Annotated in this window: 7 protein-coding genes and 1 pseudogene; 6 read left to right on the top strand and 2 right to left on the bottom strand. The window is 45.1% G+C overall.

The window, feature by feature from the left end; all coding sequences use genetic code 11:
* Window positions 1–104: 104 nt before the first annotated feature.
* From AB5062_RS07595 to AB5062_RS07575, 5 genes and pseudogenes are all read left to right on the top strand, one after another.
* Window positions 105–377 carry an HU family DNA-binding protein gene (locus AB5062_RS07595; protein ID WP_005844385.1) on the top strand — a complete coding sequence of 91 codons (273 nt, stop codon included), beginning with the start codon at window positions 105–107 and terminating at the stop codon, window positions 375–377.
* Window positions 378–469: 92 nt separating this feature from the next.
* Entirely contained in the window at window positions 470–3,799 is a 3,330-nt protein-coding gene (locus tag AB5062_RS07590; RefSeq protein WP_368326855.1) for a glycoside hydrolase family 2 TIM barrel-domain containing protein, read from the top strand.
* A gap of 171 nt (window positions 3,800–3,970) precedes the next feature.
* Window positions 3,971–4,441, top strand: a complete 471-nt coding sequence (gene rhuM, locus AB5062_RS07585; RefSeq protein WP_016271162.1) for a virulence RhuM family protein — start codon at window positions 3,971–3,973, stop codon at window positions 4,439–4,441.
* A gap of 2 nt (window positions 4,442–4,443) precedes the next feature.
* Window positions 4,444–5,499: a tRNA 2-thiouridine(34) synthase MnmA gene (gene mnmA, locus AB5062_RS07580; RefSeq protein ID WP_005844379.1), complete on the top strand. Its 1,056-nt coding sequence runs from the start codon at window positions 4,444–4,446 to the stop codon at window positions 5,497–5,499.
* Between the two features lie 147 nt (window positions 5,500–5,646).
* Window positions 5,647–7,210, top strand: a pseudogene (locus AB5062_RS07575) (arylsulfatase).
* A gap of 801 nt (window positions 7,211–8,011) precedes the next feature.
* Here the strand turns inward: AB5062_RS07575 and AB5062_RS07570 are convergent.
* The gene (locus AB5062_RS07570) at window positions 8,012–9,991 is read right to left on the bottom strand and encodes an alpha-L-arabinofuranosidase C-terminal domain-containing protein (RefSeq protein WP_005844374.1); all 1,980 of its coding nucleotides are present in this window, start codon (window positions 9,989–9,991) and stop codon (window positions 8,012–8,014) included.
* Window positions 9,992–10,014: 23 nt separating this feature from the next.
* Window positions 10,015–11,550 carry an arabinan endo-1,5-alpha-L-arabinosidase gene (locus AB5062_RS07565; RefSeq protein WP_110506245.1) on the bottom strand — a complete coding sequence of 512 codons (1,536 nt, stop codon included), beginning with the start codon at window positions 11,548–11,550 and terminating at the stop codon, window positions 10,015–10,017.
* 287 nt (window positions 11,551–11,837) lie between these two features.
* On the opposite strand from AB5062_RS07565, the gene AB5062_RS07560 reads away from it, so the two are divergent.
* Window positions 11,838–16,064, top strand: coding sequence for a two-component regulator propeller domain-containing protein (locus AB5062_RS07560; RefSeq protein ID WP_368326852.1), 4,227 nt, complete (start codon window positions 11,838–11,840; stop codon window positions 16,062–16,064).
* Window positions 16,065–16,079 lie beyond the last annotated feature (15 nt).

The following is a 16,079-nucleotide window of genomic DNA, read 5'->3' as shown; positions in this document are numbered from 1 at the left end:
ATCTTTTTTAGGCTATCTGTTTGATTTCTAATTTTGAAAGCATATATTTGTCACTGATTTCGGTAAAATTTTTGTGTTACATTTAATAATTAATCATTTTCGTTATGAATAAGGCAGATCTTATCAGCGCAGTCGCCGCTGAAGCCGGCTTGAGCAAAGTCGACGCAAAAAAAGCAGTTGAAGCTTTCGTTTCAACTGTAACAAAGGCCCTCCAAGAAGGGGACAAAGTATCATTAATCGGATTCGGAACATTCTCTGTTGCTGAAAGAAGTGCAAGAACAGGTATCAACCCATCCACAAAAGCAACGATTACTATTCCTGCTAAAAAAGTAACCAAGTTCAAACCAGGTGCTGAACTGGCAGACGCAATTAAATAATTGCTATTTTACATAAAAGGACTTAAGGAAAGGGGCGCCGGTACTAGCGCCCTTTCTTCTTCATTTTTCTATTTGAACCTATGAAACCTAAAATGACAACCTTATTTAAATTCCTGATCGGCGCTGCTGTATGCGCATATTCAACACAAGTTCTTCATGCGGAAGATACAAAACTACCTTATTGGAAAGATATTCAGACCGTAGCCGTCAACAAGGAATATCCACGCACAGCTTTCATGACTTACGACAACCGGAACCAGGCACTGACCGGCGAGTATGAGAACAGCCCTTATTACAAACTACTAAACGGTACATGGAACTTTTATTATGCAGATGCATACAAAGATCTGCCTGCCAACATTGAGCAACCGGATGCCAACATAGCCTGGAAGGAGATTAAAGTACCCGGCAACTGGGAAGTACAGGGCTACGGAGTGGCCATCTACACCAATCATGGATACGAATTCAAACCCAGAAATCCACAACCGCCGCAGTTACCCGAAACCAATCCGGTCGGTGTGTATCAGCGTGATATCGAAATTCCCGCCGATTGGGATGGACGCGACATATTCCTCCGTTTGGAAGGAGCAAAATCCGGTGTATACGTGTATGTCAACGGACAGGAAGTGGGATACAGCGAAGACTCCAAGAATCCGGCAGAATTCTTAATCAACAACTACCTGAAACCCGGCAAAAACTCGCTGGTCATCAAAATATTCCGCTGGAGTACCGGTTCTTATCTGGAATGCCAGGACTTCTGGCGCATGAGCGGTATTGAACGTGATGTATTCCTGTTCTCACAGCCCAAAACCCACATCAAAGATTTCAATGTGGTGTCTACACTGGACGACACTTATAAGAATGGTATCTTCAAACTGAATGTGGACGTAACCAACCATACAGCAGCCAACAAAGAGGTAACCGTAGCATACGAATTGCTGGATGCCGCAAAGAAAGTGGTTGCAGAAGGTAACACCCCCTGTCCTGTTACAGCAGACGGGCAGAAGAGCATCTCTTTTGAAGCCGCCCTCAGCAACGTCAAGACCTGGACATCAGAACACCCTAACCTGTACCGGTTACTGATATCTCTGAAAGACGGAGAAAAAACAAGCGAAATCATTCCTTATACGGTAGGTTTCCGCCGTTTCGAGATCAAACCAACCGATCAGATAGCCGAAAACGGCAAACCATACGTTTGCTTGTTCGTCAACGGCCAACCCATCAAGCTGAAAGGTGTAAACATACACGAACATAATCCCGAAACAGGACATTATGTTCCCGAAGAGCTGATGCGCAAGGACTTCACCCTAATGAAACAGAACAATATCAACAGCGTGCGCCTCTGCCACTATCCGCAAGACCGCAAGTTCTATGAATTGTGTGATGAATATGGTATCTATGTATATGATGAAGCCAACATCGAAAGCCACGGTATGTATTATAACTTAAGCCGGGGCGGAACATTGGGCAACCATCCCGAATGGCTGAAGCCGCACATGGACCGTACCATTAATATGTACGAGCGTAACAAAAACCATCCCTCTGTAGCCATCTGGTCATTAGGAAACGAAGCCGGAAACGGTTATAATTTCTATCAGACCTATTTATGGCTGAAAGAACGCGAAGTAAAAGGGATGAACCGTCCTGTAAATTATGAACGCGCCCTTTGGGAATGGAACACAGATATGTATGTACCCCAATACCCCAGTGCCGCCTGGCTGGAAGAAATAGGCAAGAAAGGCAGCGACCGTCCCATCGCACCATCCGAATATTCACACGCTATGGGCAATTCCAATGGTAATCTGGCAGCACAATGGAGAGCAATCTACAAGTACCCGAACCTGCAAGGCGGTTACATTTGGGACTGGGTAGACCAAGGTATTCTGGAAACAGACGAAAATGGACGTACCTACTGGGCCTACGGAGGTGATTACGGAACCAATGCACCCAGCGACGGAAACTTCCTATGCAATGGAATCGTAGCTCCGGACCGCACTCCGCATCCGGCCATGACAGAAGTGAAATATGCACATCAGAATGTAGGTTTCGAAGCCATCGACCCGGCTGCCGGCAAATTCCTGGTAAAAAACCGTTTCTACTTCACCAACTTGAAGAAGTATATGATCAGTTATACCGTAAAGGCAAACGGAAAAACAATCAAAGGCGGAAAAGTATCATTAGATATCGAACCGCAAGGTTCCAAAGAACTGAACATCAACCTCAACGGATTGAAACCCAAGGCCGGCACAGAATATTTTGTAGATTTTGTAGTTACCACCACAGAACCGGAGCCCTTGATTCCTGCAGGGCACGATATTGCTTCCGAACAATTCCGCCTGCCCATAGAACCATTGGCTATGACCGGACATAAAGCAAGCGGCAAGACTACCGTCAGCACGGATAGTGACATCATCACCGTATTATCACCACGTATGCAGTTCGTTTTCAACAAGAAAAGCGGACTCGTGACTTCATACAAAGTAAACGGTACAGAATATTTCGCTGAAGGTTTTGGTATTCAGCCTAACTTCTGGCGCGCGCCGACGGACAATGATTATGGTAACGGTGGGCCTAAGCGCGAGCAAATATGGAAACAGTCCAGCAAGAATTTCAATGTAGCAGATGTTACCACAACAACAGACGGCAACAAGACCGTATTAACAGTCAATTACCTACTGGCGGCAGGCAATCTGTACATCATGAAATATACCATCTATCCCGACGGTGTGGTTCATGCAGGCATCACCTTTACTTCTACCGATATGAAGGCTGCCGACACGGAAGTATCAGAAGCTACCTTAATGGCCACTTTCACACCGGGACAGGATGCTCAACGCCTTGCCTCTTCCAAACTGAACGTACCACGTATCGGTGTACGTTTCCATTTGCCATCCGATATGAACCAGGTAGAATACTTCGGACGCGGACCGGGTGAAAACTACATCGACCGTAATGCAAGCAGTTTCGTTGATCTCTACCGCACTACAGCCGACCAGATGTACACCAACAACTATGTCCGTCCGCAAGAAAACGGACACCGCACCGACACCCGTTGGGTAGAACTGACCCGCAAAGGCGGAAAAGGATTGTTAATACGTGCCGACAGCACTATCGGATTCAATGCCCTGCGCAACTCCGTAGAGGACTTTGACTCGGAAGAAGCTATCAGCCGTCCCCGTCAGTGGACTAACTTCACTCCCGAAGAAGTTGCTAACCATAATGAGGAAAAAGCTAAAAATGTAATACGCCGCATGACACATGTCAATGATATCACCCCACGTAATTTTGTGGAAGTATGTATTGATATGAAGCAACAAGGTATAGCCGGTTATGACAGCTGGGGAGACCGCCCTCTGCCGGAACATACCCTACCCGCCAATAAGGAATATCATTGGGGATTCACATTGATGCCGGTAAAATAAAAACATAGCAAGCATTCCTTCCTTAATAAGAAGAGTATGTCAGAACTCCGATGGCACTATCATATAGATTGTCATCGGAGTTTCATTTCCCATCCTACATTTCAATTATAACCTGAAAACAAGATCAGTCTGATTTATATTTGCTAGCTTTGTACTCAAAAAATCGAACACATGGAACAACAAGGAGAAATCATACTCTACCAGCCGGATGAATCAGTGAGGATGGAAGTGCGCATTGAAGATGAAACAGTGTGGCTGACCCAGGCACAAATAGTAGAACTATTCCAATCCAGCAAAGCCAATATAAGCGAGCATCTAAAGAACATTTATAAATCAGAAGAACTAATCCAAAGTTCAACCGTTCGGAATTTCCGAACAGTTCGCCAAGAAGGCAACAGACAGATTACCCGTAACTTAGAATATTATAATTTAGATGTGATTATATCAGTAGGATACCGTGTAAATACGAAACGAGGAATCCAATTCCGCCAATGGGCTAATAGCCAGGCACATGACCGTTTTCTTATTATAGACCAATCCGACATATATCACATCGGAGCCTCTTTGAAAGATTTGGGAAAGAAACTGTTTGCCTTCTCCAAAATGGATATTCCGGCATCCATCCTCACAAAACTGCTATAAAGATGAGAGAAACAGAGTCCAATAATAAAGTCCTACTAGGCATGAGCGGAGGAACAGACAGTTCCGTAGCCGCCCTTCTATTGCAGGATGCAGGATACGAAGTAACCGGCATCACCTTCCGCTTTTATGAAAAAGAAAATGATACAGAGTATCTGGAGGACGCCCGCGCTTTATGTGAACGTCTGAACATCCCCCATCTCACATACGATGTTCGTGACACCTTCCGGAAAACCATCATTGACTATTTCATCAACGAATATATGGCAGGTCATACCCCGGTTCCCTGTACCTTGTGCAACAACTACCTGAAATGGCCTCTTTTGAAGAAAATATCCGATGAAATGGGAATTTATCACTTCGCTACAGGACATTATGTACGCCGGCGCTTCATCAATGGATGCTATCACATCACTACCGGTGCCGACCCGGATAAAGACCAATCCTTTTTCCTATGGGGGCTGCCACAAGAAATCCTGCAACGTATGCTTCTCCCTATGGGCAACCTGACTAAAGCCCGTGTCCGTGAAATCGCGGCAGAGCGTGGTTTTCTGAAAGCCGCCCATAAACGGGACAGTCTGGGAGTCTGCTTCTGCCCCATGGACTACCGCACATTCCTACATAAGGAATTACCTGAAGGAAGTATCCTACCGGGTAAATTCTTCGATGAAATGGGGAATTTTATCGCACGGCACAAAGGTTATCCTTTCTATACCATCGGCCAGCGGAGAGGATTGGGCATAGATCTTAACCGGGCTGTCTTTGTCAAAGAAATCATTCCGGCAGAAAACAAAGTCATACTGAGCGACTTGAAAGCACTGGAAAAAACAGAAATGAGACTGAAAGAATGGCGCATCACCAATCCCGCTTTATTACTAAACAAGGACGACATCATCGTCAAAATACGCTATCGGAAACAAGCCAACCGCTGCACAGTAACCCTGCAACCGGATAACACCCTGCATGTACAACTGCACGAGCCGCTGACAGCCATTGCTCCGGGACAGGCAGCCGCTTTCTATAGGGATGATGTAGTACTGGGTGGGGGCATTATCATCTAATTCCAGACACTTTCAAATCATATTTCGGCCCTCTTTTTTGCTGCTTCAAGATTTTCTTGATAACTTTCCGTCGTTCTTCACCTTCAGGTCGAGAAACCGGAAAGTGAAAATAGACATGTATCCGGATCAAACCTTAAATAAATAGAGATGAAAAGTAGAAATTATGCAGGCATATCCTTACTTGCCTCATTAGCCGCCTGTAACTCTGCAACAGCAGAAACCGTTCAAAAAAACAGTACGCAGGCCCCCCAAAAGCCCAATGTTATCGTTATTCTGGCAGATGACCTGGGATATGGAGATTTAAAATGTTACGGAGCCAAGAATGTAGAAACTCCCCATGTTGACAAACTGGCATCGGAAGGCATTCGTTTCACTAATGCACATACCGTAGCCGCTACCAGCACCCCATCCCGCTACTCCTTGCTGACAGGAGAATATGCATGGCGCAGACCGGACACGGATATTGCCGCAGGAGATGTAAAAATGATTATCCGTCCCGAACAATACACCATGGCAGACATGTTTAAAAGTGCCGGATATGCTACAGCCGCCATCGGCAAATGGCATCTGGGCCTGGGAGACAAGACAGGCGGGCAGGATTGGAATGCTCCTTTACCAGCCCGCTTTAGGTGACTTAGGCTTTGACTATCACTATATCATGGCCGCTACAGCCGACCGTGTACCTTGTGTATTTATAGAAAACGGCAAGGTAGCCAACTATGATCCGTCCGATCCCATAGAAGTGAGTTACACCAAGAACTTTCCGGGAGAACCGACCGGCAAAGATAATCCCGAATTACTGTATAACCTACATCCCAGCAACGGACATGACATGTCCATCGTCAATGGCATCAGCCGCATCGGATTTATGAAAGGGGGCGGAAAAGCACTTTGGAAAGACGAGAACATTGCCGATTCCATCACCGTTCATGCCATCGACTTTATCAAACAGCATAAAGACGAGCCTTTCTTTATGTATTTTGCAACCAATGATGTACACGTTCCTCGTTTTCCCCATGACCGCTTCCGTGGAAAGAATCCTATGGGACTACGCGGAGACGCAATCGCCCAATTCGACTGGACGGTAGGCCAGCTGATGGAAACATTGGACCAACTTGGACTAACTGAAAACACGCTGATTATTCTATCCAGCGACAATGGTCCGGTTGTAGACGACGGATATAAGGACAAGGCAGAAGAGCTGTTGAACGGACATACACCTTCCGGTCCGTGGAGAGGAAACAAATACAGCGCTTTCGAGGGTGGAACAGCCGTCCCGGTCATTGTCCGCTGGCCACAGAAGATAAAAAAGACAGGAGACTCGGACGTATTAATGTCACAGATTGACTGGCTAGCCTCCTTAGGAGCTTTGATCAACGCCAGATTACCTAAAGGCAGCGCTCCGGACAGTTATGACCGTTTAGGGAATCTGATAGGAACCGACAAGACAGACCGCCCCTGGATTGTGGAACAATCCATGAACCACACGTTGTCCGTCCGTACCAAAGACTGGAAATACATTGAACCGAATGATGACCCGACCACTTTCATGAAAGCAGAAAAAATAGAAACCGGAAACCTGAACGTTCCCCAGTTATATGAAATGGAAAAGGTGAGCGAACAAGAGAATGTAGCAGAAAAGTATCCTGAGAAAGTATTTGAGTTGCAGACCATTCTGAGGCAAGTACGCAATAAGAGAATAAAGATGTAAACAGGACTCATCCAATAAGAGGATATTTCAAAAATCCGAAATAACCATCAAATGTTCCACCGTATGGGCAGGCCCATGAGCCCGCCCATACAACATAACGACAACAAAAATCACTTTTGACTCATTTACATAAAACATAAAAGCATTCCATCACAACAACTCACTCATTACCAAGAGCTTCCCGTGCGACAGTCTTTCAAAACCTCCTCAATCGGTATGCCGGTGGCGAAATACATCTGCTTCGGGGATGCTCTCGGACAGAATGTAAAATCAGCCCCTCGTTACCTCCCGGTAGCTCGTAGGCATCAGAAGAACCTATTCTCATCATACCTTCACCTCACTCCATTTGATATTTCACCCAGGTGAAGCAGTTATTCCACTTGGGTGAAAGCGGCTGTTCACCTAAACGAAGCTGCCTCTTCACCTTAGTGAAGCAATGAACGCACCCGAACAAAAATACGCCTTATGACGCTCCCCTGCAAGGGAACAACCGTAGCTATGACACAGGAATCAGAACAACCGATATCCGTCAAACCAAATTTGGCAGCGGAGAATGGCAAACCGTTTCGGGGGGATTTAGAATGTATTTTCACGGTACATTACTGATTTACAGCAAAATAACGTGAAAAATCCAAGATGACAATATACGTATAATCAAAAAAACTCCCTTGGTACAACCAAGGGAGACAGGTATACATTTCCTTTAAAAGTTCCGGATGCAGTTGGGATTATAAAGCAGCCCTTCGGCTGCTTTATGTTTCTCTATCCTCTGTGTTAGCATTTAAAGGAATGATTCATCTTTTACTTATTACTTGCCTTAACAAACTTATAAAGCACGAAAGTCTTGGGCGCCATCTCTACATTCAGTACATTACCCTCAATCGTAACATCACTTTCTTTCGGAGTGATGACATTCGGATGCTCTACCGTGTTATCTTTATCCAAATCGGCAGACTGGAGCGTGATGCATTTACCTTCCACAAGTTTATCACTCTTCTTCAATCCGTTGAAAGTCACTGATACCGGTTGTGCCTTATCCGAAGTATTGGCAATTTTCACGATACAAGCCTTTTCATCCTTATCCCATACGGCACTGGCAAACAGACCATCCTGTCCTTCCTGACCGCTCACAGCTTTTTTATCCATTGTCAACGGCAATACATGCGTGCCTTTATTATGACTGTACAACTGTTGTACATAGTAACTGCAAGTACGGACGGAATTCAGATTATCAAACCAAATCAAATCCGGACGCCACTGCCACCCTTCCACATGAGCAAACAAAGGCGCATAAGTAGCCATGTGTACCACATCGGCATTACGTTCCAGTCCGGTCATGAACGCAGCTTCCATTAAAGCAGCATTAAAATGGTTCCATTTCTTGCCTTTTCCATGACAAGCATATTCTCCGGCAAAGACCTTCGGACCTTTGCGGTCGTAATTGTCATAACGGTTACCTTGTGCCAGGAACCAGCTTTCGGGACGATAGAAATGCTCATCCACCAAATCCACTTTCAGATTTTTCATTTCCGGCCATAAGTAATCAAAGTCTTTACCTTCAGACTGAGGTCCCGAACTGCCGACAATCTTGATTTCGGGATGCGCCTTACGAAGCACCTCGACAAACTGTTTCAGACGTTCCGGATATTCCGGTCCCCATTGTTCGTTACCAATACCCAAGAACTTCAAGTTGAAGGGAGCAGGATGTCCCATATCCGCACGAACTTTTCCCCAAGTAGTCGTAACATCACCATTGGCAAATTCAATCAGATCCAATGCATCCTGTATATACGAATCAAGTTTGGACAAGCTGACCTGCTGGTCGGGGTCATTCTGATACTGGCATACCAGTCCGCAGTTCAGAATAGGCAACGGTTCGGCGCCTATATCCTCCGACAACTGGAAATACTCAAAGAAGCCCAGTCCGTAAGTCTGGAAATAATCGGGGAAGAAACGATGCTTGAACGTATAATGCCAGCGGTTTTCATTCAACGGACGATTCTCTACCGCACCTACTGTTTTTTTCCATTCGTAACGGGTAGCCTCATCCGTACCTTCCACAATACAGCCGCCGGGAAAACGGAAAACACCGGGTTTGATATCATATAAAGCCTGCACCAAGTCCTTGCGAAGCCCGTTCTTACGTTCTTTCCAAGTATCCACAGGGAAAAGAGAAACATGTTCCAGATCCACCGTTCCCGCACTTTCAAGGAAAATACGGAGATGAGCCTTGGGTTCCGTTCTCGGCGATTTCAATATCACCTCATATTGTTTCCAATCCTTCGAGTTCACTGTCAGTTCTTTTGACTCAAAAGCCTGACGTTCCTCCATCGTATCATTCTTGATCAATTCAATGCGAAGTTTCTGGTTCTCACCACGTGCCCATACGGAAAAACGGTACTCGGCTCCTTCCTTGACACCTATACCGAAGAAACCTTCGTTTTCAATCCCTGTATGTTTTTCCCTGTGCCCGGAATTACCCAGACGGACATAATGCGGATTTCGTTCAAACGGCCCGTCATCCATCAAGGTCACGTTACCGAAAACATTCCACCCCATAAAACGTTGCGGGAATTCGAATGAACGGTTCTTTACCAGTTCGGCATACAATCCTCCGTCGGCTCCATAATTAATGTCCTCAAAAAACAAACCATACATGGTTGGTTGTATTTCCGCACCAAGTTTATTGGTCTGCACGACCATGTTGTGCGCATTCTGTGCATGTAGCGCTACTCCGGCAGCAAATACCCATGCTGTGAATAGAGTTCGGTGTAATTTCATGATAGTAATATTATTAATTTTTATTAGTTAATTCTCTTTCCCCATACCGAATGCCCTTGAGCATCCAGGCCGGTAAAGAGAATGGTTTCTGTTTCATTTTCCCAATCGTGTCCGGCAAAGATAATCAAATTGTTAATATCTTCTGTGGCTGTTTTTATAGTAAGAAGTTGTTTTTTAACATTAAAATCCCAAGTTGCATCTCCAACACTGCCATCTGCTTCCAAAACGACACGGGCAGACAATGCCTGCTCCCCATTTCGCAAGTCTCCCTCGCCCCACATTATCTGACCGGCCTCCAAGCTACGTTCCAGAGGCGGCTCCTGAAGACGGATAATTTCCCACTCACCTGCCAAATCTTCTTTAGTGAAAGAGCGCGGAGCAGTACCTGCATAGCGTTCGGGAGAAACCACAGGCCATCCGTTTACAGTAAAGAACACTTCACGTACATGCAGATCCATCAACTGGTTCTGAGGAGAGAGCCGTCCCTGATGAGTCATAAAATAACGGCCGTCACCGGCGTCAATAAGACCGCAATGAGCCGTTCCCGCCCATCCCGGATGATTTTCGAAGCGGTAAGGAGCTGTCAAAATGGGAACATTATTCGTTGTATCTTTTATATCCTCTCCATAGAAATCCACAAAAGGCCCTTCGGGAGAATCGGAATAAGCGACACGTACATTATAGGTAGTCATCAGCGGATCGTAGGATGTAAACAGATAATATTTGCCAAGTTCCGGCTGATACATGATTTCCGGCGCTTCCAGATTGTCTTTCCGGTAATTGGCCCGACGTGCTATCAAGTGCCCATGATCCTCCGGCTGCATAGTCATTCCTGTTTCGGGACTCAGTTCCACACAGTACAGACCGCCGAAATAAGAGCCATAATGCATCCACCACTTTCCGGTTTCCGGGTCCTCAATAACAGAAGGGTCTATGGCATTCATCGCATCCCCTTCCCCTGTCTTGACCACACACCCTTTCTGTATCCAGGGACCTTCGGGAGAATCCGACTCAGCCATACCGATATAGGATGTATTCCTGCCGAATGCCGATACACAATAATACAAACGATAAATACCCTGATAAGGCATCAGGAAGGGAGCCCAAATGTTAGTCGCCCCTTTTCCCTCCGCCTGACTATGGACCCATTCTATAGCCGGAGCAGGTATTTCGGGAAAGGCCCATCCCACAAAATCCCAATGTACCAGATCTTTTGATTTGCGTACCTGAATAAAACCTAACGGTACATTCTTCTCTTCCGCCTCTTTCCGGTTCTCGGCAAAGATAGCATCAGTGGAATACATATAATAGGTATCCCCTATTTTTTTACAAGCCGGATCGTGTACATTATACGTTCCCCACTGCTTATAATTTTCCATAGACGAAAGGGCGGTATAATCATCCATCCAAGGATTCGGTGAAGGAACAGGCACGAAAGCCGTAGGTGCATTGCATGATACCAATGCCCCTACGACCAACAGGCCTAAACCAACCAACCTATTTATTATTAACCTCTTCATGTCCATGAATAATCTTTGAGGAAAAAATTGCTGTTTCATAGTATTTTGTTTATTATATGACCATTTGCTAATGTACTAATTTATCAATGGCCATGTGGCATATAGCGCAGCCAATTGGCACATTGGCATATTGACACATTGACTAATTATTATTAATGCAAATATAGCTGCAACCAAAAGCTCGCCAGGTGGACAATATCGCTTAAAGGGTGGACATTTGTACAGCAGAGGGATAAAAATGATTTGTTTGTTTTTAAGGAAAAACGAAAAGGTATATCTTTGTTTCCATAATGGTATATTCTTACGTCATTAATGAACTACACACTATGAAAAGACATTCTTTGCTATTTGCCCTGTTCATCTTTCTGTCGAGCCTGTCTATGCAAGCTGAAGAGACCGCCGGAAAATGGTCTGAACGCTATAACGTCACCGCTATTACGATGGATGAAGGACTGCCTCACAACTTCGTGGACGATATATTGAAAGACAGTCAGGGCTTTTTATGGATTGCCACCCGTGGGGAAGGAATCGCCCGTTATGACGGTTATGAATTTACCGCCTTCAATATGGGAAGCACCCACACCAAACTACGAAGCAACTTCATAAACAAACTGTGTGAGGATAACTTCAAGCGTATTTGGGCTGTCAGTGAAATGGGTATTGACATATTGGATATACAAACCATGCAGACTGTACAAGTCGCTGATACGAAAGACAAACTTATTTCACTGTGCAACCGCCCCTCCCATCTCATTCTCCATAGCAAAGCGGGAAATATTTGGGTTTGTTCGGAAAACAATTTATTCAAAATTACCTTTGACAAACAAGGAAATATAAGACAGATCATTAAAATATGCGAAGTGCCGGCAGGAGAATCCGTCCGGACTATTTGTGAGGTGGAAGACTATCTTTGGATAAACTACAAAGACGGTATCTACCGCATCAAAGAATCGGCTATGGAAGTACAGGAACCCACATTCATTTCATCTGCCCTGCAATTACCCGGTGTGTCCATACAAGTAATCTGCCGGAAAGAAAATGAAATTTGGATTGGCAGCGCACAAGGCCTTTTCCGATACAATATGGATACGGAACTGATGAAGCATTATATGTACGATCCGAATGACAACAACTCGCTTTCCCAAAACTTTATCACAGACATAGCAGAAACAGGAGAACATACCATGCTGGTTGCCACCCTAAAAGGTATAAACCTTTATAATGCGTTGACAGACAATTTTGAGCGGATAAATAAAGATACCGGAGAAGGAGAAATCGTACAAAACACATTGAACTGTGACTTCGTAAACTGTCTGCTGACCGATGGTGACATTATCTGGGTAGGAACCGAAGTGGGAGGGCTGAACAAGATGAGCCGCCGGATGCTGTTGGTACAAAACTATTATCATATTCCCACCATTCCCGGAAGTCTTTCCCAAAATCCCGTCAATGCCATTTATGAAGACCCGTCGGGTGTTTTATGGGTAGGAACCGTAGAAGGAGGTTTAAACCGGCGGGCTCCCGGCAGCAACACTTTTGAACACTATACCACTGATGCACCCGCCCACCTAAGCCATAATACCGTCAGTTGTTTTACCAGCGATAACGATGGAAGACTCTGGATAGGAACCTGGGGAGGAGGCATAGGATGGATAGACATGAAAAATCCGCAGAACAAACAATTCCACCACATAGAAATACCCGAATACGGAGACTTCTCATGGGGATGGGCCGGAAGTATCTGCTATGACCACTTGAATAATGCCATCTGGGTGGGAACCAGTACCAATATCTATGTTTACGACTTGAAAACACAAACGCTCACCGAACCATTCAAGGGTATGAACCTAGGTGGAATTGAAGGCTGTACAGGATACTATATAGATAAGGATAACCACCTGTGGCTGGGACTTACAGAAGGACTTTGCCGAATAGATCTAAGCAGTTTGAAAGCCCCCAGACTGATTTATCAACTCTGGAGGATCAAGCTGGACGAACCGGAATCAAAGTTGAAGGAAAGGGTAACCTACATCACCCAGTCTAAAGACGGAACCCTATGGATAGGCAGCAACGGATATGGTTTCTACAAATCCTCACCAACAGAAAACGGAGAATATACCTTCCGCTCCTTCACCACCGAAGACGGACTGATAAACAACAGTGTCCGCTGCATATCGGAAGATAAAGAAGGGTATCTTTGGATTACCACCACCAACGGACTCTCCCGCTTCAATCCTAACAACAACAGCTTCTTCAACTATACCCGGAAAGACGGACTATTATCCAACCAGTTCTATTGGAACGCAATATGCCGTGCCGCCAATGGAGATTTGTATGTAGGAAGTACTAAAGGGCTGTCTGTAGTCAAACCAGTCATAGACACAAATCCCAAGGAGGCTGTTCCTCTGGCATTCACCCATGTTCGTGTGGCCAATGAAGAACGATTGTACACAAACGGCACCCTACAGTTACACGAACGCGACAAATCTCTCTATATTGAATTTGCCGCACTGGATTATGATGCATCGACATTCGCCAATTATTATTACCGCTTGAAAGGATTTGACGACAAATGGATAAAAGTGCCGGCCAACAGGCGACAAGCCGCCTATACCAACCTGCGTCCCGGCAACTATACTTTCGAACTGCGTTATGCCCCCGACGGCAAACAATGGCTGGAAGAAATGGCAGAACTCCACATTGCCGTATCACCTTATTTCTATAAAACCATCTGGTTCATTCTGTCCATATTGGTTCTTCTATCTTTCCTTATATATAAGGTATTATCATGGAGGCTTCGTTCGTTAAAAGAACAACAAGAAATGCTCCACATCAAAGTAGAGGAACGTACCCGTGAACTGGAAGAACAAAAAAAACTGCTTTCCACTCAGGCAAGCGAGCTCTATCGTCAAAACCAACTATTGAAACAGCAAAACGAAAAAATAACCAAACAAAAAGGGCAATTGATACAAATGTCAAAGAAAGTACAGGAATTGACGGTTGACAAACTCGCCTTCTTCACCAATATCACCCATGAATTCCGTACTCCGTTGACATTAATCGTAGGACCTATAGAAAGGGCATTGAAACTAAGCTACAATCCTCAAGTCATTGAACAATTACATTTTGTGGAGCGCAACTCAAAATATCTGCTCTCACTGGTCAACCAATTAATGGACTTCCGCAAAGTAGAATCAGGGAAAATGGAAATTGTCCGCAACCCGGGCAACTTTGCCAAGTTACTCAATGAACTGCTGGTTCCCTTCGACGCATATGCATCCGAAAGAGGAATAACCATCGAACGTCGTTTCCGCCTTCCTTCATGTGAAATCATGTACGATGAGGATGCCATGCATAAAGTGATTGTCAATTTGATAGGAAATGCTTTGAAATTTACCCCCAAAGGAGGACAAATTACCATCTATGCCACCCCCTTCCGCCAGGAAGAGCAGGAAAAGTTGTTCATCTGTATCCGGGATACGGGGCCAGGACTGCCCGAAGAAGAGATAGACAAAGTATTCAACCGCTTCTACCAATCACAAAACAAGACGCATTCCTCTATCAACGGACAAAGCGGGACCGGAATCGGCCTCTATCTATGCAAACGAATTGTCCAGTTGCATGGAGGTTCAATTTGTGCCAAGAATAATCAGAGCAAAGGATGTTCTTTCCGTATTTTACTTCCTTTGCAATATGCCGATGCAGACAGTCTGCCCGCACCAACAGAGCAAGTTAAAGAACCGGTAGGATCTCCGCTGGCCTTGCAACCTGCCACCAATGGAAAACTGACGATTCTGGTAGTAGAAGACAACAAAGATATGCGCGACTATATCCGTTCCATTCTGGCCGAATATTATAACGTGCTCGAAGCATCCCAAGGTGAAGAAGCATTGACTGTGCTCCAATCCCAGAACGTGGATTTTATTGTTAGCGACCTGATGATGCCTGTCATGGATGGTATGGAACTGTCCCGCCGGGTAAAATCCAATTTCGCCATCTCACATATCCCCTTCCTGATGCTCACAGCCAAAACATCCAACGAATCGCGTATCGAAAGCTTCCGTATAGGTGTAGACGAATACCTGCTGAAACCATTTGATGATACTTTGCTGCTGGCCCGGATATCCAATATACTGGAAAACCGCAAACGTTTCCAACAAAAGTTCTCATACAGTATGGACGTGGATGCACTGAATATCGAAAAAGAATCCAGTGACAAGAAATTCCTGGACAAAGCGATGCAGATTGTGAAAGAAAACTATAAGAACTCCTATTACGAAATAAGCGATTTCATCGAAGCAATGGGGGTAAGCAAAAGTTTGATGAACAAAAAAATGCAAAATCTGACGGGACAGTCTGCCGGACAATTCATGCGTAACTACCGGCTGAATCTTGCGCGGGAACTTATTATCCGTAACCGGCTGACGCACAATATGAATATATCTGAGATAGCATACGAAGTAGGATTCAATGATCCCAAATACTTCACACGCTGCTTTACAAAACATTTCGGAACAACACCCAGTTCGATGATGGAGAATGGAACCGACTGACTTATTCCAGAGCGT

Origin of the sequence: Phocaeicola sp. RTP21359st1_B8_RTP21360_211022, assembly GCF_040911965.1 — a bacterium.
GTDB classification, from domain to species: domain Bacteria; phylum Bacteroidota; class Bacteroidia; order Bacteroidales; family Bacteroidaceae; genus Phocaeicola; species Phocaeicola vulgatus.
The sequence above is the reverse complement of the archived record's forward strand: the minus strand, read 5'-3'. Positions and strand labels throughout refer to the sequence as shown.

What these genes read in the sequence shown, in the direction of transcription:
- AB5062_RS07570 (WP_005844374.1), bottom strand. Translation starts at nt 9,991, where the DNA reads ATGAAATTACACCGAACTCTATTCACAGCATGGGTATTTGCTGCCGGA.
- AB5062_RS07560 (WP_368326852.1), top strand. Translation starts at nt 11,838, where the DNA reads ATGAAAAGACATTCTTTGCTATTTGCCCTGTTCATCTTTCTGTCGAGC.
- AB5062_RS07565 (WP_110506245.1), bottom strand. Translation starts at nt 11,550, where the DNA reads ATGAAACAGCAATTTTTTCCTCAAAGATTATTCATGGACATGAAGAGG.
- rhuM (WP_016271162.1), top strand. Translation starts at nt 3,971, where the DNA reads ATGGAACAACAAGGAGAAATCATACTCTACCAGCCGGATGAATCAGTG.
- mnmA (WP_005844379.1), top strand. Translation starts at nt 4,444, where the DNA reads ATGAGAGAAACAGAGTCCAATAATAAAGTCCTACTAGGCATGAGCGGA.
- AB5062_RS07595 (WP_005844385.1), top strand. Translation starts at nt 105, where the DNA reads ATGAATAAGGCAGATCTTATCAGCGCAGTCGCCGCTGAAGCCGGCTTG.
- AB5062_RS07590 (WP_368326855.1), top strand. Translation starts at nt 470, where the DNA reads ATGACAACCTTATTTAAATTCCTGATCGGCGCTGCTGTATGCGCATAT.